Consider the following 23,303-nt stretch of genomic DNA (forward strand, 5'->3'; position numbering starts at 1 on the left):
AAACGGCGGAATTATTATACCATAAATTTAGTCCAGATTTCGAAAAGAATAATAAAATTCCGTATCGCCTTCTTTTTTAAAAGTGGCGATTACCTGGCCCTTTTTGACCCGATCCAATTCTTTGACATAGATGCTGGCGCAGTTTCCATAGATGCTCTCCGCTTCATCGCCGTGGTTGATTTTGATAAATTTTCCGATCTTTTCGTTTTCGCCTACAGCCGATATGGTTCCGGCTCCCACAGCGTAAACGGATACCGTTTCCCCTTCTTTTGCTTCGTCGGCCGGTTTGCCGTATTTTCCTTCATCCTTTGTGGACAAAACGGCGTTGGTCACGGTAACCGGGGTCTTGGCTATGGTGGTGATGCTGTTTTTGGCAAAAGTCATGGCGTCGGATACTGTATAATTTTTTGAAAGATAGGCGATGGCGGCCTCGCTTCCCCGGTTGAGCTGGGGCACATTGACGCTGCGGGCCAGCAGCAGGGCCAGGACAATGATCACACAGACGCCTGTCTGTTTTAATAATTTCGATTTCCACATAATATGATTCCCTCCTGGTACATCTTATGTGAAAACCATAAAAAAAGAAGGCGCTTTACCTCCTTTTTCTATCGGGTTTTATCTAAAATTCGTCGTAATACTCGAATTCGTAATCGATGACCTTGACCGTATCCCCTTCTTCCAGGCCCAGTTCTTTGAGCTTTTCAAAGGCACCGCTCTTTTCAATATATTTGTAAAGATAGCGCATGGAACCGGAATCGTTGAAATTGGTGGAATTGAAGATCTTCTGCAGCTGCTTACCGGTGATGACAAATCCGTCCTCGTCGCGGGAAACGTAGACTTCCCGGTAATCCGGATCCTGGTCGTCCTTTTCAAAGTCAAAGGTTTCGATGTATTCCTCCTCAGGCGGCAGCTTTGCCAGGCGATCCAGCTCTGCGGCGGCCTCGGCCAGCACTTCTTTGACGCCCACGTTGATCGGCGCTGACATAGGAAAGACTTTGTAGCCTTTTTCCTCCACGTATTCTTTAAAACGCTGGTATTCGGGGCCGTCCTCATCGACCATATCAATCTTATTGGCTGCCACGATCTGCGATTTTTTCATCAGCTGGGGATTGTACTCCTCCAGCTCTTTGTTGATTTTATCAAAGTCTTCCACCGGGTCTCTGCCTTCGCTGCCGGAGACATCCACCACATGGATCAAAACTTTGGTCCGCTCAATATGCTTTAGGAACCGGAATCCCAGACCGGCGCCCTGATGCGCGCCTTCGATGATACCGGCGATATCGGCCATTACAAAGCTGGTGTCATAGATCTGCACCACCCCCAGATTGGGATCAATGGTCGTAAAATGATAGTCGGCAATTTTGGGTTTGGCGCTGGTTGCCACGGAAAGCAGGGTCGATTTGCCCACGTTGGGGAATCCCACCAGCCCTACATCGGCGATCAGCTTCATCTCCAGGATCACGCTGCGTTCTTTGGCAAAACCGCCGGCCTCAGCAAAATTGGGAGCTTGTCTCACTGAATTTTTATAGTGTACGTTGCCTTTGCCCCCTTTGCCCCCTTTGGCGGCTACGAAGGAATCTCCGGCCTCGACCAGATCCTTCATCACCAAGCCCGTTTCCTCGTCGATGACTACGGTTCCCGGCGGAACCTTGATGACCAGGTCGTTTCCATCCTTGCCGAATTTTTTCTTTTTCATACCATCCTGGCCGTTTTCGGCTTCGTATTTCCGTTTATACCGAAAATCCATCAGGGTGCGCAGGCTGCTGTCGGCTTGAAACACCACATCTCCGCCTTTGCCGCCGTCTCCGCCGTCGGGGCCGCCCTCCGGAACATAGGGCTCCCTGCGGAAAGATACGGCTCCGTTGCCGCCTTTGCCGGATCGGATGATAATTTTGGCTCTGTCTACAAACATCAGAACCTCCTTTTTTTCTTAGTATGCCATGAATTTCATGAAAATATATCGTTCAGCCGCTCAAATCCCAGTTTATCGGGTATTTATCCCGATAGGTCCTGCGGTGCGGCTGCAGAACAAAAAAATGGGGCTGCAGCACGAATTCAATCTTCATGCGACAGCCCTCTTTCAAAACGTTTTTAAGCTTCTTTCGGGTATACGCTTACTTGCTTTCTTTCTTTGCCGAGTCTTTCGAACTTTACGGCTCCGTCAATCTTTGCAAATAAGGTATCGTCTCCGCCGATTCCGACATTGTTGCCAGGGTGGAACTTGGTTCCTCTCTGTCTGACCAGAATGCTTCCGGCGCTCACGTACTGTCCGTCTCCACGTTTAACTCCTAACCGTTTCGACTCACTGTCGCGACCGTTCTTCGAGCTTCCTACACCTTTTTTACTTGCCATGAAAAGACACCTCCTCGCTATATCAATCTACTTAGGAAATTACTTTAACGCTTCTTCAATTGCTTCAAGAATAACCGGCTTTGTAGCCTTTTCATCGATGCTGATGCTGTTTTCTTTTGCAAATTCAATGAGTTCAGCCTTCTTCATGGATTTTAAAGACGGCTTTTTGGAATCTTCAGCCGGCTCTGCCGGTGCTTCTTCCTTCGCAGGGGCTGCGGCCTTCTTTGCCGGAGCAGTTCCATCGGCTGAAATTCCTGTGATTTCAACTAATGTATATGGCTGTCTGTGGCCCTGCTTTTTTCTGTAGTCTTTCTTTGCTTTGTACTTGAAGATGATGACTTTGTCGCCTTTTGCGGTTTCAAGCGCATCTCCGTATACAGCAGCACCGTCTACATAAGGTGCTCCTACTTTTGCGTCTGTTCCTTCGCCGAGAACCAGTACTTTGTCGAATTTGATCTGCTGACCGTCGTCCACCTTTAATTTCTCTACTCGGATCTGATCTCCTTCGGCGACACGATACTGTTTCCCGCCTGTTTCAATAATTGCGTACATTTTGGTATGTTACCTCCTCTATCCAGTCTCGCCAGTGTGGGCAGCAATTTCTTGCTTTACAAAACAGCCCAGTTTGTGCGGCTTACAATAATGTATGATATCACAGGGACAGGCTGATGTCAAAGGTTTTTTGCCGGGTTTCATGGGAATTTCAAGGGTTGGCGGGTCAGGCTGGTTTTGGCCTGGACGTTCATGGGAAACTATCCACACTACAAAATCTTCTTCATAATGTAATGACAAGTTCCTTTTTCGGCTAAAATAAGATTGTATCGTTTATTAGCCTTGATATCGTTTTGATTTTAGGTTAAAATAAGATTAAATTGCAGATTAGTCAAAAGGAGGTTAGGATGGATTATATAAAAAGAGATTTGGAAAGCGTGATTCTGGAGTTGTCCCAGGAATACGCCTGTATCCTGGTTACAGGACCGCGGCAGGTTGGAAAGACCACCACATTGAAGCGGTTGATGCATCCTGATAGGACTTATGTGTCGCTGGATGATCTGGAGGAACGCAGCCTGGCAAAAAAAGATCCGGCATTATTTTTGCAGCTTCATCAGCTCCCGATCTTCATCGATGAAGTCCAGTACGCACCGGAACTTTTTTCTTATATTAAGATCGCCATCGACCATGGAGCTGAGCCTGGTTCGTTCTGGCTTTCCGGTTCTCAGGCTTTTCGCATGATGAGCCTGGCCCAGGAATCTCTTGCCGGAAGGGTTGCTCTGCTGCACATGTCTTCTCTTTCTCAGCACGAAATCTATGGAGAAGGAAAACAGGCTCCCCTTTCCATTGAGCTGGAAGCTCTGAAAAAGAGAAAACCGGCTGGAAAACAGGCGGATCTTTACGAGCTATATGAGCGAATTTGGAAAGGCTCTCTTCCCGGCTTGGTCAGCGGCAAATACACCAATCGAACTGTTTTTTTCTCCAGTTATCTGCAAACTTATATTGATCGGGATGTAACTGACCTGGTGCCCGGTATTAACAAACTGCTGTTCAGTGATTTTGTCCGGGCGGCGGCCTGCAGGACCGGACAGATGCTGAATGTCCATGATATCGCATCCGACGTGGGTGTTTCCGCTGATACTGCCAAGCGATGGCTTCAGATACTGGAAAAGTCCGATGTTATTTTTTACCTGCGTCCATACTCCAACAATCTGCTGAAACGAACGGTGAAAACGCCCAAAATGTATTTCTTTGATACAGGCCTCGTCGCCTATCTGACCAAATACAGCAGTCCTGAGATTCTGGCAAACGGCGCTATCAATGGGGCTATTTTGGAAAATTATGTGGTTGCGGAGATCCGGAAAAGCTATCACAACAATGGAGAGGAGTGCCTCCTCTGGTACTACCGGGATAAGGACTGCAATGAAGTGGATCTGGTAATCGAAAGCGACGGCCAATTGCATCCTTTGGAAATCAAACGCTCTGTAAATCCCGGAAGTGAGCTGATCCGCACATTCTCCGTGTTGGACAAAGGCTCTGTTCCACGGGGAAAAGGGGCAATCATCTGTATGCGCCCGGAATTGTCGGCGATCGATGCTGACAATTATATTCTTCCTGTTTGGATGATTTAGAGATTACGACAGTCAGGGCATAATTTATCCTGGTCTGCAACCTGGTCTTATACGATACTGTCAGTATTTGAGAAGAACTGTCTTAATCCCGACACTTTTTGTTCCCGCAAGTTTGAGAAAGGTTAAAAAAGTATCAAAATCAGAAAGTTTTAAACTGATCTTTGATACTTTTTTAACTGTAAGTTGTGATTTCTGTAAGACAAGGCCGAAAAACTATCAATATAACAGTCTTTTGGCCATAGACACGATATTTTATTTTGTAGCGGCCCGTTTGCCATCAGCGGGACTATCTTAGTTTACTATCCCTGCTGTCAATCTCCCGCTCCAGCAACGCATAATAGGCAGCAACCAGTATCGACTCTCTGCGCACATCCAGCATCTTCTTATAAAACTGCTTCCTGATTTCACTGATATACGGCGTTTCATCGACGATTCTGTTAATCATCTCCATGTCGATGCGGGGAAAAATCCTTTTCAGCGCCCTGTTGCAGCCTTCGTGTTTTAACCCGGTTATAAAGTCTGCATAATTGATCTTCTTTCCGTCTTGCTGCAGGGCAGAAGTAGGGAAAACAAAGATCCTTGCGTCGATTTGATCCTTATCCTCCATGATTGCAGCGATATTTTCATCAGAAATTTGAGGATACAGGCAGGAGCCGCAATCGTATACCGGCGCAATCACTGCTTTTTCTTCCTGTTCATTCACAAGAAATCCCCAGTTGCCATTATGCCTGTCGAAGTTTCCAACAAGGGCATCGGCAATGAACATATCCCAGAAAAAAGATTCCAGAACAAGAGGATCGATGATCTGCTGCTGGGAGATGGCCTTAAGGACCTCATCCAGTTCTGTGCCATAACCGCTTTGCGATGATTCAATACAGGCGTTCTTCAGTTCTGCAAATTCCTGAAGCCTCCACGGAGACTGTTCGAAGTCTTTACAGGCCACGACGATCTTTTCCTTGCCTTTTTCCAGGTAAGTCCCCAGCATCGTTTCCTGTGCCTGAATCCCCATACTGTTGAAAATGCGGCAGCAGATATCTTCCGAATAGCAGCTGTTCGTAAAGCGGCTGTTGTTTTTCGCAGGATTCAGCGACGGAAATTTGAGCATATACCGCTCATCCTGATAAAGAATGCTCATCTTATGTCCGTTCTTGCCGCCATAGTATTTATAGCGGTTCACTTTGCAGGCTGAAAAGTCAATCACTGAAAACTCCCCTCTTCATAAACATACGTGGTATACAAATAATCGCACTGTTCTTCGGTTATTGCGCCATTCACAAAGGCACTGTTGATCGATCCCTGCAGCTCATTAATTAGACAATCAAGGAAAGGAGAATTTTCTGCAAGTCCCTTCTTGTAGGCCGCCAAATCCTGTTCCAGATATTTCGGCAGCAGTTTTTCCAGATAAGCCTTTTCCTGTGCCATAACATAGACCCCTTTCCGCTCTTATTTCTCCATTACAAGTTTTTCGATCCGACACTGATGATGCTTGCTTTTATTATACCCCACTCCTGTCCTTTCAGCAATCGGCCCGCTCACATCATCATTCAGCATTCCGGCGCAGGGCCCGAGCCGGCCGTATAATATCTCTGCAGCTTGCTCTTGGGCTTTTCCGGCATGGTCATGGCCAGATAGCCGCTATCAAGCAGCGGCTTGATATAGTGTCCGCTCACATAGAAAATTGTCTTAACGTCCAGGAAATCTGCGATTTCTTTTCTGGTCCGCGGCTTTCTGCAAAACTCCAAAAGGTCACCTGTGGTTTTATCAGAGCAGGCAGGAAAATCTGCGTCTGCCGGGATGTCCATTCCAGTGGTGTTTGCAGCATCCGTATAATAAGGAGCCTGGTCCTCTGCCACCCGCATTGCCAGGGGACTTCGGATATCGTTATAAAATATGACCACAAACTCATCCCTTCTGTTTTCAAAGACAGGATCCGGAAGGTCATATGCTTTCATTTCCTCACGGATCGCAGGAATGCCCGAATATCGGATCTCTGGACCAAGCTGGCTTTCAGCCATTACTGCCAGAGCGGGATTTCGAAGCTCAGGCCGGGTTTTCCCCAGCTGATCGATGGTCATACGTCCATAGAGCGTTCCGGGGCTGTGAATCTCCAGGCGATCCGCAAAGATGAGGACCTGTACGGGAATCTTTTCTGTATGAGCGCTGTAATCCCGATGGACTAAGGCATTGAGAATTGCCTCTCGAACGGCATTGATGGGATAATCGGTCTTGTCCTCACGCATGCCGGTGTCGGGGTCGATGGTGATTTTTGTTTTCATATTGCGTTTGCAAAATTCGGCAGCTTCTTTCACCATATCGGAAATGGGCCCTTCGATCCTTTTATGATCGACCGCGTTCGCACTTCCTGTCCCGTAACCGGACATCACTGCAGCCTCGATCCCCAGCTGCGGGAACAGCCCCTGGGGATAAACGCAGAAACTCATCAGCGCCGCCAGCGTAGGTGCGCCGCTTCTTGTCACATTGAGCATTTCATAGACCTGCTCCTCATCCGCCAGGGAGAGCTGCGATTTCTGCTTTTCCTTTTTGCTGATATATGCAGCCAGCCGATCCGGGTCCAGCAGCTTCAAAGAAGCGCGCGTTACCGGCCGCTCATCATCATGAAGCTGCTTGCGATATGCTTCGTAAGCGTAGAGTTCATAATCAGTCAGCTGCAAATTCGCACCTCCGGCCCGCAGACAGGAACCTTTTGTCCTGCCCGCCCCTTTATAATAACAAGGCCGCTGGGCCAGATCGATTCCCGGAATCTCTGCTGCGCAGATCGTTACACCCTGGTATTCGGCTGCAGTGAATACCGCCTCCACCGGCGGTTCCATCTGATTGCACTGGTCCGTTACGTTTTTCTGCAGATCCAGCGGATCGTACACCCCGACGGCTTTAAACCACGTTTTTTCATTGAGGCCGAACACCAGCGTTCCGCCCTGATCCTGATTGGAGAATGCGGACAGGGTATTATATAATTTTTTCGGACAGTCTTCGCGGGCAGATTTCACTTCGACCAGCTGGGCATCCGTCTGCCCCTTTTGTATCCGTTCTGCCAATTCGACCAGCTCTGCTATTAGCATAAAATCACCCCTTTTGTTTGCTAATTTGTTTGTTTCTTTATTTTAACAAACTTTTCAAACAAAATCAACAAAAAACGAAAGCAAATTAACAAAGAGATTTGCTTTCGTTTTTATAAATTCATGCCAATAGGCGTGATCCGGGCGTAATATCGGGCCTACCTGGCCATGGCATAGAGCGCCCGGGCATAGATTTTGCTCAGCTGGAGCAGACGTTCGCAGGATATATGCTCATCCTGTTTGTGGAAACTCAGTTCTTCCCCCTGGATTGAAGGCCCAAAAGGAATAAAGTTTTCCAAAATCCTCGCATAAGAACCGCCGCCGTGGGCCACCGGCTGACTTTCCAGATCGCCGGTCATCTGCTGATATATATCGACCAAGGTCTGGACCAGGGAACTTTCAGGATCAACATAAAAATGCGGATTGCGCATCGTCACTTCACAGAAAACCCCTGATCGCTCCGCCGCCTGCGCAAGCTGTTCCTCCAGGGCTTTCGTATTCTGCGTAACCGGATAGCGGATATTAAGCCCGGCATAGAGGCTGTTTCCGTCCAATCGGAAAATCCCCAAATTATTGGTCAGCGGGCCGGTTCGGTCAGAAAAAGAAACGCCCAAGCCGCTTCCGTCCGTATCAAAGCCGATCGAATCCGCCAATGCGTGCAGTGTATGGCAGACGTTTTGCGGGAAGAAATCCAGCTTCTTCAAAAGCTGGAGCATCAGAGAAACCGCATTGACACCGATTTCCGGCGTGGATGCATGTGCCGATTTCCCAACCGTATACAGCTCCAGCAGGTTTCCTGTTTCCACAGCCTTAATTCTGTCTATGGGCAGCGTTTCCTTTGCTGCTTTTACAATGGCCGCCCGCTGCTCTTTGCTTCCCTCAAAGACCGCCTTGGCCTCCGGAATCACCACATTAAAGGCGCTGCCTCCGTGGATACTGTTCAGGGTAGGCAGTTCCTTTCCGCACGTTTCCGTTGGAAAGGTTTTACTGAATTCATAATTGAGGATGCCTTTTTCAGCAAAAGCCGCCGGAAACCAGGAGTCAGGCACAATGCCGCAGACCGGCATTTTTTCAACATGCTCCTTATAATAGCGGATGCAGGGGAAATAACCCAATTCTTCGTTGGTGCCGATGATATGCTTGATCTGCCGTTTCAGCGGCACGCCGCTTTCCTTCAAGGCCAGGCATGCGTAAAAAGCCGCGATAAAACAGCCCTTATCGTCCACAGCGCCGCGCCCGTAAATATTGCCGTCCGCAATCTGTCCGCCATAGGGATCATACGTCCAGCCTTCCCCTTCCGGAACCACATCCATGTGGCAGATAACCCCGGCAGCCTCGGCCCCTTCGCCGAAGTTGATTTCTCCGGCATAATTATCAAAATTCACACATTCAAAGCCCTTTTCCCTGCCCAGCTTCATGGCAAAGTCAAAAGCTTCCTTTGGCCCCCGGCCGAAAGGCGCCTCAGCCTCTTCCGGGCCGAAAACCGATTTTATCCGAATCAGACGGCACAGGTTATCGATCATTTCCTGATGATACCCCTCCAAAATCCGATCAAAATTTTTTTCTGCTTGATCACTCATGTTTCACTCTCTTTCTGGTACTTCTATATAAAGGATACCACTAAAAATGCGATTGTGGTAAGAACGTAGGATATAATCGCATATGGGAGCGTACCTTTCATCTGATAATAAGGCTTGATGTCCACCGCCCTTGAAGATACCATGACCGCATCTCCGCACACATAAGTGGTGCTGCCTGCCGCAGAAGCGCAAACCAGCGCCGCGCAGGAGATCAGCGGGTCCACGCCCAGCCCGTTGGCAAGGGGCACGACAATGGCGATAAAGATCATTGCCATATCCCAAAAACCGCCGCCGAAATAGGAATAAACAGCGCAGAATCCGAAAACCAATGCCGGCAGATAAGCCCCGTTGAGGAAGGGCTTTAAGGTTTCAACCACATAATCAGCCATACCAGTGGCCGTATTTACCTCCACCAGCGTCATAGTCATGGTAATCAGCGTACAAATGGCCACCATGCTCACAACTCCATTATATGCGTTATCAAACAGCTGGGTCAGCTTCACTTTTTTCTGCAGGAGCATTAAAATTCCGGTCACCGCGATCGCTGCCATGCAGCCCAGCATTACATTAATATCCGTCAGAAGGGTTACGACAACCAGAATAATCAATGGAACGAGGAAATTCCAAGGATGGGCCTTTTTCCCTTCATTTTCCGCCTGAATGGATGCAAAGTCGGGAGCCATGATTGCTTCTCCGGTATAACTCACATCTGCCGGGCAGACAACCCCGGTTTCTTCCGCCAGCTTGGTATGCTTTTTTGTGATCCCGAACATGGGAATAACTCCCAAAATTACCAGGGCCATGATGATTAAAGATATCCAGGCAAAGAACATATATGGCAAGGCCGCTATATAGGCGGATGCTCCGCTGCCGCCTGTGGTCACACCGAAATCTTCAAAGAGACCGCTGTAAAAAACCGCCCAAGTGGAGATCGGAATGGCGATGCAAACCGGCGCTGCCGTAGAATTGATCACATATCCGAGGAAGGTCCGGGGAATCCGATGACTGTCGCAGACCTTTTTCATGGCAGTAGCGATAGCCATGTTGTTCAGATAATCATCCACAAAGATCAACCATCCTAAAATATAAGTAATGAGTAAAGCCTTTTTCCTGGTGTTGGCGTATTTGCTCAGCCACATGGCAAATTCCGTGACCGACCCTGATGCGTCCAAAAGGGCGATCAGAATACCGAAGAGAGCCAGCAGCAAATACAAGTAACCAAGCGTTCCGCCGGAAAAGGCTGCCTGAACTTTTTCCAGCCAAACAGCCGCGAACTTCCAGCCGCCCAGCAGGATCGAACCGGTGATGGTCGCCGCCGTCACCGACAGCAGCATACGTTTTGTTGTAAAAATTAGTACGAATAATACTACCATTGGCAGTAAGGTCAATATTCCTAAATCCATGATTTTCCTCCGCTAAATTTTCCAAAGTTCTGTCTTTGCAAAGATGCTCTTGCCAGGCTTTGCGTCCTTTTTAATCTCGCCGCCGTCGATGACCGGAACCCCGGCTACTAATACATAATCAATACCATCCGGCTGGGCCATCGGGTCGCCCAGCCCTGGGAAGGTCGCGTTATCCTTGACTCGTTTCAGATCAAAGATCAAGATATCCGCATCGGCCCCTTCGCCGATGAATCCTTTTGTTTCCAGGCCGAAAAGCTGTGCCGGCATCCAGGATGACTTCTTTGCGAAATCCATCAGGGTTAGCACATCCTGATCCCGAACCAGATCCTTTAGAATTTTGGGATAAGTACCTGCTGTCTGGGGATGCCCGATTCCCGGAGCCAGATTGGGGAAACCCCCGTCGGTGGACATCATGACATATGGCTGTTTTAGGGCCAGCGCCACTTCATAAGGCTTGCCCACAAAAGCCGTAACGCTTGCGTCAGGATCCTGTTCTCTCATCTCATTAAAGGTCTCTTCCGTCAGCCGCTGCCCGGCATATTTGCCGGTCCCTGCAAGAATGTCGTGATAAGTGCAATCATAGATATCCTGCCAGCCTTCACAGAATACTTCCGAACCCACCGGGCAGGCAAAATCACAATAAGCCCCGCTGTCCACAGCGATTTCATATCCTTGCCGTCTCGCTTTTTCGATAATCTTTAAGGATTCCTCCATCATTCCCTGACCGCACTGGTAAACGTGGTGGGAGATCAGCACTCTCACCCCGGTCGTTTCCTGAAGTTTGATCACTTCTCTTGTGGCCTCCAGGGAATTCCAGCCACCGGCTCTGGAGTGGATGGGCATAACCTTATCGTATTTAGCTGCCACCTTTGCCATGGCTGCCATCTCGTCCCAAGACGTAACCGGAGCGTATTCCAGCCCTAATGAAAGTCCAATGGCGCCATTTAACAAGTCTTCTTCCGCCCACTGGGCCATCTGGCGTATCTGTTTTTCCGTGGCCTGGTGGTAGGGGCTTTCGATCCCTGCCTTCTCCCGCAAAATCCAGGATTGGGGTGTCAGCGCCGCTGTATTGAGCGGATAACCGGTTTCATCCAGACCGGTCAAAAACTCTTTCACTGGATATGGCCCCAGCCCGCAGGATCCCACAATAATGGTGGTAACGCCCATACTGGCCATGACATATCCGCTGAACAGCTGGCCGTCCGCATGGCTGTGGGGATCCACAATGCCCGGACAAACGATTTTTCCAGTAGCATCAATGGTGCGCGCAGCTTTCAGCGGCGCTCTGGTAACTCCGGCAATCTTTCCGTTTAAAATCGCCACATTGGCGATGGTTCTCAATTCCGTTTTTGGGTCAATGACGGTTCCGTTTTCAATCACACAATCGTAAGTTGTCTGAAAAAAATCCAGATTCTCTTTTTTTTCGCCCATAACGTATTCCTCCTCTACTCTTCCACAAAGTTGTAATGCTATATAAAGCAAATTTCGTGCCAGCAGGCTGCTTTGTCTCTGTACCGCTATAAAGTGTTGCGAATTTCAACATTTTTCTGTCAAATATGACTTTTAAACGGCGGCGGCAAAACTATATTTGCAGAATTTTGCCTGCAAAAAAATGCAGACCATGAAAAAATCTGCATTTCAAATCAGCTCTCCGTTACTGTTGCAGCTTATTATATAAACTGCGTATCGAAATTCCCAAATCCCTGGCTGTTTTCGTTTTGTTGCCGCCATTCTTTTCCAATACTTTTTTAATATATGCACGCTCTGTTTCCCGGACCACTTGGCTCAAAGGTTTCACTCCTTCCAGTTCTTCTTCCTTATCCAAAGTACGCATCTCTTTCAGGCCCAGATCGGGCAAGTCCTCCGCCTCAATCCTTGTTTTTGCCGGATCCATATCAATGATCGCTCGGCCGATATAATTGGCCAGCTCCCGTACATTGCCCCGCCATTCCTTTTCTTTGAGCACGGCCAGCGCACCGGAAGAGATGCCTTCGATATTTCGTCCATACTCCTCATTATATTTCACAATCATATATTCCGCCAGCAAAGGAATATCGTCCGGCCGCTCCTTCAGCGAGGGCAGCTCAATGGGAACCATGTTGAGGCGGTAATAGAGATCCTCTCGAAAATTTCCATTGGCAATTTCCTCTTCCAGATCGTTATTGGCGGCGGCAACAATCCGCACATCCACCGATATGGGGCTGGATGCACCTACGCGAATGATCTCCTGTTCCTGCAAAACCCGCAGCAGCTTTGCCTGCATGGCCGGGCTGATCTTGCCAATCTCATCTAAAAAGATTGTTCCCTTGTCCGCCTGTTCAAAGTAGCCTCGTTTGCCGGTTTTCTTGGCGCCGGTGAAGGCTCCTTCCTCATAGCCGAACAGCTCGCTTTCCAGCAATCCTTCACTGATGGCCGCACAATTGACCCGTACAAACGGTTTGGCCGCCCGCTTGCTTTCGTTGTGAATGGCATGGGCGAACAATTCCTTGCCCGTGCCGCTGTCGCCGATCAGAAGGATCGGCGCCGATGTTTTTGCTGCTCGCTTGGCCTTTTCAATGGCTTCTTTTAAGTAACGGTTCTTGCCAATGATATCGTCAAAACTGTACTTACCCTTTAATTCCCGGATCACCCGTTTGGCATCATCCAGTTCTCTGCTCAAAGAGAGAAGCTCTGTCAAATCATATGCCACAGCCACGCTTCCTTTCAGCTCGCCGTTGACCAGGATCGGCGCACCCTGGGCGATGATTTCCTTGTTGTGCCTGCCCACCACCATATGAAATCCCCGCTGCTCCTTTCCCGACTCTAAAACGGCCCGATGAATGCTTTTCCCTTTGCAGTCGATGTCGCAAGGCTGGCCGATCAGCTCCGATGGCTTCATTCCGATCAGCTTGGAATACGCTTTATTCATCATTACATTGATCCCGTTTTGATTAGCCACGGATATGGCGTCCTGGGCAGCCGAAAAAATCGCTTCCATCATGCTCTGCATTTCTTCCAGACGATTGACTTCCGTGGAAAGTTCCTCCAACTGGGGCACTTCTTTAAAAATCGCCACTGCGCCAATGACTTCCCCATCTTCATCCCAGATGGGCATTCTGCTGGTAACCAAGGTTGTCTCTTCATCGATCTTAATGATATGGTTAATTTCTGCGATGGCGTCCTTGATGACTTCCGGCATTCTGGCAACCGGAGAGATTTCCGAAACATGGCGGCCGATCGGATCTCCTTCCACATGAAAGATGCGCCTGGCAGCATCATTGAAAAGAATCACCTTTCCATCCCGGTCTGCGGCGGCGATTCCATCGTAGGTGGCGTTTAAAATTCGTTCAATGGGAATTGATGTCATGATCTGCCTCCCCTATCTCCCAAAATCACTAATATCCTGCCTGAGAAAATGGATCGCCCCTTCCATATCCTGATTCTGCAGGCATTCAATAATCTTAGCGTGGTATTTGGTGTCGGTGGGAAATACGATCTTTGCCCATTTATCCCAATAAAACTGGGCATATGCCCGTGTGAGGGTATCCAGGGACTGCTTGAGCATATTGTAGGAAAACTCATTGCCGCAGAACGAAATAAGCGCCAAATGAAACTCCATGTTATGTTCCCAATGAACCCAAAAATCATTCTTCGCCTGGTCGCTTTCACATTGCTGGTCGATCTGCTTCAGCCTGGCGATCTGTTCCTCTTCGATCTGGTGGATACACTCCCGCAGGCTGCCGCCTTCCAGCACCAGCCGGAAATTCAGAATATTTTCGATATCGGTTCTCGTCAGCTGGACGATCACATAGCCGAACCGGGGCATGCTTTTTAGAATGCCTTCGCTGCAAAGCTTACCCAGGGCCTCTCTCACCGGCGATTTGCTCACCTGGTATTTTTCAATCAGCTGCTTTTCACTGATGATATCGTTGGCTGAATATTCGCCCTTGATAATTGAGGAAAAGACCTTGCTATAGATCATATCTTTTAAATTACCGTTTTCTGCCATCTTCGCTCCTCTTCTTTTTGATACTTACTACTATCATACCATAAGGCCGGCTCTAAAGTAAACGGCCATGAATTTTTGCATTTAAAAGAGTTGACGCTTGGTTATATCTCTGATATTATCAGTAATATAATCAAAGTGTTAAAGGAGGTCTGGACATGAACGGAGAAACTGCTGCTTCTTACAGAAACATATTAGAAAACGAATTGATACTCGCCCTGGGCTGCACAGAGCCGGGCGCGCTGGCCTATGCTGCCGCCAAAGCCGTGGAGATTTTAAAACAAGCTCCTGAGCGCATGACAGTGAGCTGCAGCGGCAACATTATAAAGAACGTTAAAGGTGTCTATGTACCTAATTCCGGAGGCCTTCGGGGTGTGGAAGCTGCAGCAGTCTTAGGCGCTGTCATCGGCGATCCGTCCAAAGAGCTCAATGTCCTGGAAGAGGCTGACGATGAGGACCGCCGCCAGGCCAGGCAACTGCTGGCATCTGACTTTTGCATCTGTGAGCTGCAGGAAGGCGAGGACAACCTCTATATCGACGTTTCTGTCTTTGCTGGAACCGATTCTTCCCGGGTGATCATAAAAAACGCCCATACCAATATCGTTTTTATGGAACGCAATGGAAGGCCCCTCCTTGCAAAAGAAGAAGGCGCCGGCAGTTGTGAAAAAGATGAGAAAGCCAGCCTCAACATTACGGACATTATTGAATTTGCAGATTGCTGCGACCTGGCCCCGCTGAAGGAGCTTCTGGAAAGACAGATCGAAGTGAACTGTGCCATCGCCCAGGCTGGCTTGGATGAGAATTATGGCGCTTGTGTCGGTAAGACGCTGATGGAAACCGGCGGCAACTGTGTGCAGATAAGGGCAAAAGCAAAAGCCGCAGCCGGTTCCGACGCGCGCATGGGCGGAAGCTGCATGCCAGTGATGATCAATTCCGGCAGCGGCAATCAAGGCATTACCGTAACCGTGCCGGTGGTGGAATACGCGGAAGAATTGCAGGTCAGCCGTGAAAAACTATGCAGAGCTTTGATTGTAAGCAATTTAATCTCCATACATATCAAATACTATATTGGAAAGCTTTCCGCATTCTGCGGGGCTGTGAGCGCAGCCTGCGGCAGCGGAGCCGCCATCACCTATATGCACGGTGGAACTCTCGCCCAAATTTCCTCCACCATCGTCAATACGCTGGCTGATGTGGGAGGCATCGTCTGCGACGGCGCCAAGGCTTCCTGCGCTGCAAAAATCGCTTCCGCCGTGGATGCAGCCATCATGGCTCATAATATGTCTATGCGCAGCCGCAGCTTCCAAGCCGGAGAAGGGTTTATAACCGAAGATATTGAAACCACCATCGCCAACATGGGCTATATCGGACGTGAGGGAATGAAAACGACCGACGTAGAAATCCTCAAGCTGATGCTTGCCAATCGGGTTTTATAAATTACACTTCTTCCTCTTCTTTTATGTCAATATCCACGCCATTTACTTCTACATGGTCGTTAATCCCGATGACAATACATCTCCTGCCGTCAATGACCTTAGTTTCCACCAGGTCAGCCCGGTCCGGGCTGACCTTGATTACCACATCCGGCGTCTCAATGCTGAATTTTTTCGTTTCTGCAATGTTGGAAGCCATCAGCTTCCTCCGTTCCCCTGCTGTCTGCTCAAAGGTAGTCTCCACCTTCTCCAGCTTATCCTCCGAAGCGCCGCTCCGCTCCAGCAGCCTTCTCATATCGAACTTGTCCAGCTCCAAGGGTTCCGGTTCTTCTTTGCTCTCTTCGATCATTTCCTGCAGATTATCGTGAATGCATCTGACCATTGTAAAGTCACATTCTTCGCCTAATGTCTCGGATAGAATTTCGTTGAAGGTAACTTTTTGGTTTTCTGCGGACAGGGGAATCTCGCTGCCCAAAAGCTCTTCGATCAATTTGGGCTGCAGCTCTTCCGGCTTTTTGGAGAAGTACAACGCCTGATGAATGTCCCCGGTTCGATCATTGAAGGCAGGAAATAAAAATCCCTTGGCCGGAGGATCCACTACCCAGTCCCGACTGCGTCCCACGATACTGTTTTGGTCAGCGTCATAGCTGAGACCTGCCTTGGAAAGCTTGACCGGGCAAATGCTGCACAATATGTATTCGTATATGTTCTCGGAAGCATCAAACATTTCCAAGCCGTCCTCCGCTCTTCCCGGCACGTCATAAACCGCATGGATCAGGATGATATAATAGTTTTCTCCGTACTCATAATGGCCGATAATTTTATTGAAAAATTCGTCTACCAGAGATTCATCCTCCAGCTTGCTGTTTCTCAGACGGAAAAGGAATTCCTGGGTTCCCCCCGGCTCCTCTTGGGCCAGTGGAAATTCCATATTGATCAGTTTTTTACCCAGGGTCCCGGTAAGCGTCTGCTTGAAGATTTCAAAATATTTAAAGGCCTCTTCTTCAGGAAGGGACAAAAAGGAGCGATTCACCTCATATTTACGTACCTTTTCTGCATCCACGTAGCATCCGCACATGCGGGTAATGGTACAATTCTCAGGCGTAAACTGTTTTTTAATTTCCAATATTTCTTTGTTGATCATTTTTTAGTCCTCTCTTTTATAGTCTTCGCAGACCTTCCCAGCCTGCGATCATGATGAAGTGGGGTATGAACTTGGCGGCAATTCTATGGAGAAAGCATACTGGCCCCGGGGTGGAAACAGCCAGTCCCAATTTGCTATCTATGAGAGCCCATCTGACTACGGTTTTGGATTTGGATGCCATCGGAAAATGGCGGACCGCCTGTCCATTTTTTGTGTCTTTTGCCGTTGGAATGAATTCTGTGTCGCGGACCCAATATGGGCATACGGCCGTTACCAAAATGCCCTGACCAAAGAGCTCCCATCTCAGAGCCCGGCTGTAGCGCATGAGAAATGCCTTGGTCGCCGCATATACATTCAACGAAGGAAAGGGTTGAAAGGCTGAAGTCGAGGATATTTCCAGAATACGGCCTCCGCTACTCATATGAGACAGCACAATCTGGGTTACCGCCACTGCGGCACGACAGTTGAGATCGATCATATCCATACTGTCTTGTATGGAGACCTCTTTGTAATCCCCAATTTTTCCAAAACCCGCTGCGTTGACCAGCAGCCGTACATCCGGTCCTTCCTCCTTGAGGCGTTCTGCAAGAAAGTCAAGGCTTTCTTGTTTGGTCAAATCCAGGGGCAGTACGCGCACCGGAAGGGAAACTTCTTGTGCAAGGGCGCGGAGGCGGTCTTCTCTGCGGGCGACGGCCCATATTTCATCAATAGGTTCCCGTTGGATCTGCCTTGCGAATTCCCGGCCCAATCCGCTGGAAGCGCCGGTTATAAGAGCAATTTTCTTCTTTTCCATTTGTCTTTACTCCTGCATATCGATTTGTTTTTCTTTTATGTAATGAGCGGCAGCTGAAAGCAAGGTTTCAATCTCACTGCTCGATATGCCGTATGAAAAAAGACCATGCCTGGCAGAGCACCTCCAAATTTCTTCCGGTGACAGTTCTTCTCGATGCTGGTTCAAGCGATCAAAGGCGAATTTATAAAGAATGATCTTGGCAATCTCAACACTGGCAAAGATCCGCTCTTTATCTGTTTTTAAGCTTTTTTTCTCCGCAAAGGTACAGATCCGATCGACTATTGCGTCTGCTCTGTTTTCATAATTTGACAAAATTTCATAGCTCTGGAGCGTCTCCAAGTCTTTGGCCGAGGTGAATCGGCAGATTAAATCCGTATAACACCGCAAAAGCACCAGCGCAAAGATAGGGGCATCTTCCATATCTGCACATTTTATTATGATTCTGTCCCATTGATTGTCCCGCAGCTCGGAAAAATAGGAAAAAAAGAGCTCTTCTTTTCTTCCGAAATAATAGCGCAGATGTCCCCTGCTGATGCCTGCAAGTTCAGCGATCTGACGGGTAGTAGTCGCGGCGAATCCCTTTTCCTCAAAGAGTTCTTTGGCTACCTCCAATATTCGATTATAAACATCGCAATCTTTTCTCATACATTCCATCATACGTGATTAAAATCTCTTTGTCAAATGAAATGAAAGCGATGAAAAATCATCGCCTTCCACTGTTCTAAACTACTCTTTATTAAAATCGATTTGAATGGATTCTAAGATGTCCGGCTGGGTCAAAACCTTCAGAATCATCAGGGAAATGACCTGAGCGCCCCTTGTGATTACCGGTTCTATGACCTCTTTTTCTTTCATTTTGGCGGCGAATTGGCGCGTGTGATGCGTCAGGCTTGTGTCACCTATGGATAAGGTAGGATGAAAAGCCGGGCATCTCCAGCTCACATTGCCAATATCCGAAGAGCCTTTGTTTTCACTTTCTCCTGTGGCCAGATCAATTCCCAGCTCTTCATAAACTTCTTCCAAAATCTGTTCTCCGGCTGGGTTGGGCTTCAGGCTATCCAGGGTCGGTGCGTAATGATCAATTTCAACTTCTGTTTGTGTCGCCATAGCCGCACCTTTGGCACAGTCATGGGCCATTTTTTCCAGCTGGGAAAGATAGCGGCTGTCCGGGTATCGCAGTGTGTAATCCGTCACCACATAATCCGGAATAATGTTGGGTGCAGCTCCTCCCTTGGTTATGATCCCGTGTATGCGGGCATCCGGCTTGATATGTTGCCGCATCATGTCAAAAGCATGGATCATCAGCATGGCTCCGTTGAGCGCGTTCCGCCCTTCCCATGGTGCTGCCGATGCGTGGGCGGGCCTGCCTTTAAATTTATAATAAAAGGCCGTCAGCGCCATGAACTCCATCTTAACACGGTTTTCCATATCCATATGAATCATAATCACAAAAGAATAATCATCGAAGATACCGGCTTGGGCCATATCGATCTTCTTTCCTGTCAGCTCCTCGTCTGGCGTGCCGATGATATGGATATTTCCATAAAGATCCTTCTCGTTGGCATGAAGCGCCAGAGCGGCCAGAAGGCTCAAACTGCCGCTGGCACAATGTCCGCACCCATGCCCGATTTCAGCCAAAGCATCATATTCGGCGAGAATACCAATTTTCACTTTTGAGTCCGGATCCATGCGCACCTGGCCGCAAAAAGCAGTAGGTATGCCGGCAAAGCTTCGTTCCACCGGTATCCCGTGATTTTCCAGAATCCTGCACATCTGTTCGCACGCATGGAACTCCTTGCCGGAAATTTCCGGATGGTCGGCCAGATCGTAGTTGAGATCATAAGCTTCCTGGGCCAACTCTTCGATGGAGGTAAATGTTTGTTCTTTCAAAGCTCCTAACGGTTTCATCGCAATCTCCTCTCTATCTATTTGACAACCTGTTTTCCGATATTGGCTCCCAGCTCTTGGAGAATTCTATTATTGACCGTATAGAATTTTAAAACAATACATGCGATCAGAAATGCGGCTCCTGGGATACCGGCGTTGATCCAAATGATGCCGTTGATCGTGGCTGAAGAAGCCATATCTGCGCCCGTATAACCGGCTAGGGTCAAAAGACCGCCTACAGCCAATCCGGCCACAATGCCTCCAAAGTTCAACATAAATGTGTTGCAGGAAGTTGCAAGCCCCGCACTATATACATTTTTTGTCAATGCCACATATTCCACGCAATCGGCTACCATGGTCCATACGGTTACGATCATCGTAACCTGGAAATACTGTTGAATCATGTAGAGGATAATCAGTACGGTCATGCTGTCAAACGGGTCGAAGAGCAAGAATATCATCGGTTTAATCAAGCTCATAATCCCTGCCAGAATGAAGATTTGTTTTTTACCGAACTTTGCTACTAAAAACGGTGTTAAAAAAGCTCCTGCGATTGCCGCCGGCAAAGTGGCAAAGGACACAACCGAAAAGGCGGCTTCATTGCCGACCGCATATTTAAAAACATAGATGTTGGTGGCCGAAATCACTTCAAAAGCCAGAATCACGCATCCGAAGGAAGCGATCAAAAGGAGAAGCGGTTTAGTGGTAAGAACTTTTTTCAAATCTTCCTTCAAATAGCCTTTCTCCTGTTTCTTATCCTGCCTGGGCATGGGCAGATCATGTTTTTTTGAACCGCTTAGACTGAGGAGCATGCATAGAAATGCTGCTGCTGCAAAGATTCCGATCGTGATATGCCATCCCTTTTCATCATCGCCGAAAGCTTTTAAAAAGATCGGCACCAGTGCCATCGCCGAATAACCGAATCCGGTGCCCAAAACCTGTCTGGACATAACGACGAAATTGCGCTTGGAAAGATCGGAAGACATACTGGGCACCTGAGCCTCATATGTAACAGTCTGAAGCTCGTAATTGATGCAAAAAACAATATAGATTATCGAATAAAGGGCTACTTTTGCCGTGGCCGATATTTCGAAATTCGTAAACAAGAGAAAGAACAAAATAACTACCACCGGAGTCGTAACCATCAAATACGGCCGATATTTTCCGAATCTAGTGTTTGTTCTGTCTGAAATGATCCCTGCGATGGGGTCCGTGATAGCACAAAATACTCTTCCTAAAGAGTAAATAACACCGGCTGCTGCCGCTGGGACGAGGGCATAATCCGTCCAGAAAAAGATTACGTAGCTGGCATAAACAAAATAAATGATGTTCAGCGTAGCTCCTCCGAATCCGTACCTGAAGATTTCACTGAAGGTTGTAACAGGCTGCATCGGGCTGTCCTGCATGTTCATTTTCTTATTCATATGTATTCCTCCTTGTTTTATTGGGCGCGCACTAAGGCGCGCACTAATTTTGCATATAGAATAACACTTTTCCAATAAAAGTCAAGGCTTTTTCAGAATTATTCGATTCTTATCTACAAATTGGTGTTTTTTAAAGATCACGAAATTCTTCTGCCAGCACATCGTAATCACGCCTGGCTACAATTTCTAGAAAACGTTCCATAGAAAGTTCTTGATAGTCTCTCTGCAGGGCCAGCAAAGTCTGTTCAATCGCAGTTTCTGTAAATCCCAGTTGGTAAAGTCCATGTTTCATGGAAGTCAGCCAAATCGATTCAAAGTCTCGTTCCATATGGTAGGTGAATTTAACATATAGCATGCGTATGGCAATCTTCAGACCAATCTCACAGCTGTCCTGCAAGTGCTTTCTGTTGGGCTTTTGTCCATGATGGCCTGCAAATTCAAGGATCATTTGGCATAGGGAGTCAGTAATTAAATGAAAATAAGCATCCAGGTCGTATCGTCCTAAAAGCAACAAATCATGAATAAAGTTTTCTGTTTCTAAGGTTCGAAGCTGACATGCAAACAGGAGACCGTAATAGATAGCGTAGTCATCCGTTTGCACTTTGGATTCATTAAAAAAATATTTGATTTTTTTCACATAAAACCCGAAATGACAGGCCAATATATCCTCTTTCTTTGGAAAATAGTAATGAAGATGTCCGCGATTAATTCCTACAGCGTCAGCAATTTCCCTGGTCGTTGTTTTCACGTAGCCTTTTTGGTCAAATAATTTGGCGGATTCATTGAGTATTTGATTGTAAGTCGGATTGTTTTCCCGCATAACCCTTTCCTGCTTTCCAAAAAACATCGGCAGACAGACGTTACTTCGTCTGTCTGTCATTCAATGGTCTCTGTCCGATGGATTATTCAATGATAACACCATCTTCGTCCACCTGTAGATCGGCTTCAGCCGCTTCCACATCCTCGGCTTTTGCCTCAGTTTCAGCTTTCAGCTGATCCCGTAGCATCTGTTCCACCTTTTCCAGCGTTTGCGGATGTTCGGCCAGATAGTTCTTTACATTTTCTCTTCCCTGCCCTATACGGTCACCGTTAAAGCTGTACCAGGAACCGGCTTTCTCAATAATCTTGGCATCTACGCCGCAGTCCAGCACATCTCCTTCTCTGGAGATTCCCTGCCCATACATAATATCGAATTCAGCTTGCTTGAAAGGCGGTGCCACTTTGTTCTTTACTACTTTCACCCGGGTACGATTCCCCAAAAATGTATCTCCCGACTTTATACTCTCTATTCTGCGCACATCAAAACGCATGCTGGAGTAAAATTTAAGAGCACGGCCTCCAGTCGTGGTTTCCGGATTTCCGAACATGACGCCGACCTTTTCTCGCAACTGATTGATAAATACGACGGCAGTTCCCGATTTGTTAATAACACCGGCCAGCTTTCTCAGAGCCTGGGACATGAGCCGGGCCTGCAGGCCCACATGGCTGTCCCCCATGTTGCCGTCGATTTCTGATTTTGGAACCAGAGCCGCCACCGAGTCCACTACTACAATATCGATGGCTCCGCTGCGAACCAGCATCTCGCAAATTTCCAAAGCTTGTTCTCCTGTATCAGGCTGGGACACCAGCAATTCATCCACATTAACGCCCAAGTTTTTGGAGTATTCTGGATCCAGGGCGTGCTCCGCATCGATAAAAGCGGCTCGGCCTCCCGCCTTCTGTGCTTCCGCAATGATATGTAAGGTCAAAGTTGTCTTACCCGATGATTCAGGACCGTACACTTCGATGATCCTGCCTTTGGGAATTCCGCCGATTCCGGTAGCCAAGTCCAGGCTCATAGAGCCGGTGGAAATGGCCTCTATATTCATCCGAGCGCTGTCATCGCCCAGTTTCATGATCGCCCCCTGGCCGAACTGTTTTTGTATCTGTTTTAGCGCCTCTTGTAAGGCTTTATCTTTATCGTCTTTGTTGATCGCCACGTTCATACCTCCATGTGAACATTTGTTCTTTTCTCTTATAATACCCCATTCCTTTCATTAGGTCAAGAGAAATTCTGTTATGTAAATATTTTACATTTATAAGCTATCATTTATTTTTCGCAG

21 protein-coding genes are annotated in these 23,303 nt (G+C 47.9%); 2 read left to right on the forward strand and 19 right to left on the reverse strand.

Annotated features, from left to right (window positions below; all coding sequences use genetic code 11):
• Positions 1 to 27: 27 nt before the first annotated feature.
• From NIA71_RS03605 to rplU, 4 genes are all read right to left on the reverse strand, one after another.
• Positions 28 to 537 carry a M23 family metallopeptidase gene (locus tag NIA71_RS03605; RefSeq protein WP_148395225.1) on the reverse strand — a complete coding sequence of 170 codons (510 nt, stop codon included), beginning with the start codon at positions 535 to 537 and terminating at the stop codon, positions 28 to 30.
• A gap of 82 nt (positions 538 to 619) precedes the next feature.
• Entirely contained in the window at positions 620 to 1,912 is a 1,293-nt protein-coding gene (obgE, locus tag NIA71_RS03610) for a GTPase ObgE (protein WP_253019689.1), read from the reverse strand.
• Between the two features lie 179 nt (positions 1,913 to 2,091).
• On the reverse strand, positions 2,092 to 2,352 hold the full coding sequence (gene rpmA / locus NIA71_RS03615) for a 50S ribosomal protein L27 (protein ID WP_148395227.1): 261 nt from the start codon (positions 2,350 to 2,352) through the stop codon (positions 2,092 to 2,094).
• 39 nt (positions 2,353 to 2,391) lie between these two features.
• Entirely contained in the window at positions 2,392 to 2,904 is a 513-nt protein-coding gene (gene rplU / locus NIA71_RS03620) for a 50S ribosomal protein L21 (protein ID WP_148395228.1), read from the reverse strand.
• A gap of 347 nt (positions 2,905 to 3,251) precedes the next feature.
• Here rplU and NIA71_RS03625 point away from each other — a divergent pair, with 347 nt between their 5' ends.
• Positions 3,252 to 4,475 (forward strand): ATP-binding protein, encoded by a 1,224-nt coding sequence (locus NIA71_RS03625; protein ID WP_253019690.1) that lies wholly within the window; start codon positions 3,252 to 3,254, stop codon positions 4,473 to 4,475.
• 286 nt (positions 4,476 to 4,761) lie between these two features.
• On the opposite strand, the gene NIA71_RS03630 is transcribed toward NIA71_RS03625, so the two are convergent.
• The 8 genes from NIA71_RS03630 to NIA71_RS03665 all read right to left on the reverse strand — a co-directional run bounded on the left by NIA71_RS03630 (position 4,762) and on the right by NIA71_RS03665 (position 14,523).
• Positions 4,762 to 5,676, reverse strand: coding sequence for a HipA domain-containing protein (locus tag NIA71_RS03630; protein WP_253019691.1), 915 nt, complete (start codon positions 5,674 to 5,676; stop codon positions 4,762 to 4,764).
• Positions 5,673 to 5,897: a hypothetical protein gene (locus tag NIA71_RS03635; protein WP_148395231.1), complete on the reverse strand. Its 225-nt coding sequence runs from the start codon at positions 5,895 to 5,897 to the stop codon at positions 5,673 to 5,675. The genes NIA71_RS03630 and NIA71_RS03635 overlap by 4 nt, the downstream gene beginning before the upstream one ends.
• 122 nt (positions 5,898 to 6,019) lie before the next feature.
• Positions 6,020 to 7,555 (reverse strand): ATP-binding protein, encoded by a 1,536-nt coding sequence (locus NIA71_RS03640; RefSeq protein ID WP_253019692.1) that lies wholly within the window; start codon positions 7,553 to 7,555, stop codon positions 6,020 to 6,022.
• A gap of 155 nt (positions 7,556 to 7,710) precedes the next feature.
• Entirely contained in the window at positions 7,711 to 9,132 is a 1,422-nt protein-coding gene (locus tag NIA71_RS03645) for a Sapep family Mn(2+)-dependent dipeptidase (RefSeq protein WP_253019693.1), read from the reverse strand.
• A gap of 23 nt (positions 9,133 to 9,155) precedes the next feature.
• Positions 9,156 to 10,535, reverse strand: a complete 1,380-nt coding sequence (locus NIA71_RS03650) for a Na+/H+ antiporter NhaC family protein (RefSeq protein WP_227755145.1) — start codon at positions 10,533 to 10,535, stop codon at positions 9,156 to 9,158.
• A gap of 12 nt (positions 10,536 to 10,547) precedes the next feature.
• Positions 10,548 to 11,966, reverse strand: coding sequence for an amidohydrolase family protein (locus tag NIA71_RS03655; RefSeq protein ID WP_148395235.1), 1,419 nt, complete (start codon positions 11,964 to 11,966; stop codon positions 10,548 to 10,550).
• A gap of 223 nt (positions 11,967 to 12,189) precedes the next feature.
• Complete coding sequence (locus NIA71_RS03660) at positions 12,190 to 13,881, reverse strand: sigma-54 interaction domain-containing protein (protein ID WP_148395236.1); 1,692 nt, start codon at positions 13,879 to 13,881, stop codon at positions 12,190 to 12,192.
• A 12-nt stretch (positions 13,882 to 13,893) separates the two neighbouring features.
• Entirely contained in the window at positions 13,894 to 14,523 is a 630-nt protein-coding gene (locus tag NIA71_RS03665; RefSeq protein WP_148395237.1) for a GntR family transcriptional regulator, read from the reverse strand.
• Positions 14,524 to 14,678: 155 nt separating this feature from the next.
• Between NIA71_RS03665 and NIA71_RS03670 the strand changes: the two genes are divergently transcribed.
• Positions 14,679 to 15,956 (forward strand): serine dehydratase subunit alpha family protein, encoded by a 1,278-nt coding sequence (locus NIA71_RS03670; RefSeq protein WP_227755143.1) that lies wholly within the window; start codon positions 14,679 to 14,681, stop codon positions 15,954 to 15,956.
• A 1-nt stretch (position 15,957) separates the two neighbouring features.
• Here NIA71_RS03670 and NIA71_RS03675 read toward each other — a convergent pair whose 3' ends face one another.
• The 7 genes from NIA71_RS03675 to recA all read right to left on the reverse strand — a co-directional run bounded on the left by NIA71_RS03675 (position 15,958) and on the right by recA (position 23,174).
• Entirely contained in the window at positions 15,958 to 17,097 is a 1,140-nt protein-coding gene (locus NIA71_RS03675) for a DUF4317 domain-containing protein (protein ID WP_253019694.1), read from the reverse strand.
• A gap of 16 nt (positions 17,098 to 17,113) precedes the next feature.
• Positions 17,114 to 17,890, reverse strand: coding sequence for an SDR family NAD(P)-dependent oxidoreductase (locus NIA71_RS03680; RefSeq protein ID WP_253019695.1), 777 nt, complete (start codon positions 17,888 to 17,890; stop codon positions 17,114 to 17,116).
• A gap of 6 nt (positions 17,891 to 17,896) precedes the next feature.
• Positions 17,897 to 18,535: a TetR/AcrR family transcriptional regulator gene (locus NIA71_RS03685; RefSeq protein WP_253019696.1), complete on the reverse strand. Its 639-nt coding sequence runs from the start codon at positions 18,533 to 18,535 to the stop codon at positions 17,897 to 17,899.
• An 81-nt stretch (positions 18,536 to 18,616) separates the two neighbouring features.
• Positions 18,617 to 19,798 (reverse strand): M20 family metallopeptidase, encoded by a 1,182-nt coding sequence (locus NIA71_RS03690; RefSeq protein WP_148395242.1) that lies wholly within the window; start codon positions 19,796 to 19,798, stop codon positions 18,617 to 18,619.
• A 17-nt stretch (positions 19,799 to 19,815) separates the two neighbouring features.
• Positions 19,816 to 21,201, reverse strand: a complete 1,386-nt coding sequence (locus tag NIA71_RS03695) for an MFS transporter (protein ID WP_253019697.1) — start codon at positions 21,199 to 21,201, stop codon at positions 19,816 to 19,818.
• A 130-nt stretch (positions 21,202 to 21,331) separates the two neighbouring features.
• Positions 21,332 to 22,081: a helix-turn-helix domain-containing protein gene (locus NIA71_RS03700; protein ID WP_253019698.1), complete on the reverse strand. Its 750-nt coding sequence runs from the start codon at positions 22,079 to 22,081 to the stop codon at positions 21,332 to 21,334.
• 22 nt (positions 22,082 to 22,103) lie between these two features.
• Positions 22,104 to 23,174, reverse strand: a complete 1,071-nt coding sequence (gene recA / locus NIA71_RS03705; protein WP_336246052.1) for a recombinase RecA — start codon at positions 23,172 to 23,174, stop codon at positions 22,104 to 22,106.
• Between the last annotated feature and the right edge of the window lie 129 nt (positions 23,175 to 23,303).

Origin of the sequence: Ihubacter massiliensis, from assembly GCF_024125305.1 — a bacterium.
Classification (GTDB): domain Bacteria; phylum Bacillota; class Clostridia; order Peptostreptococcales; family Anaerovoracaceae; genus Hominibacterium; species Hominibacterium faecale.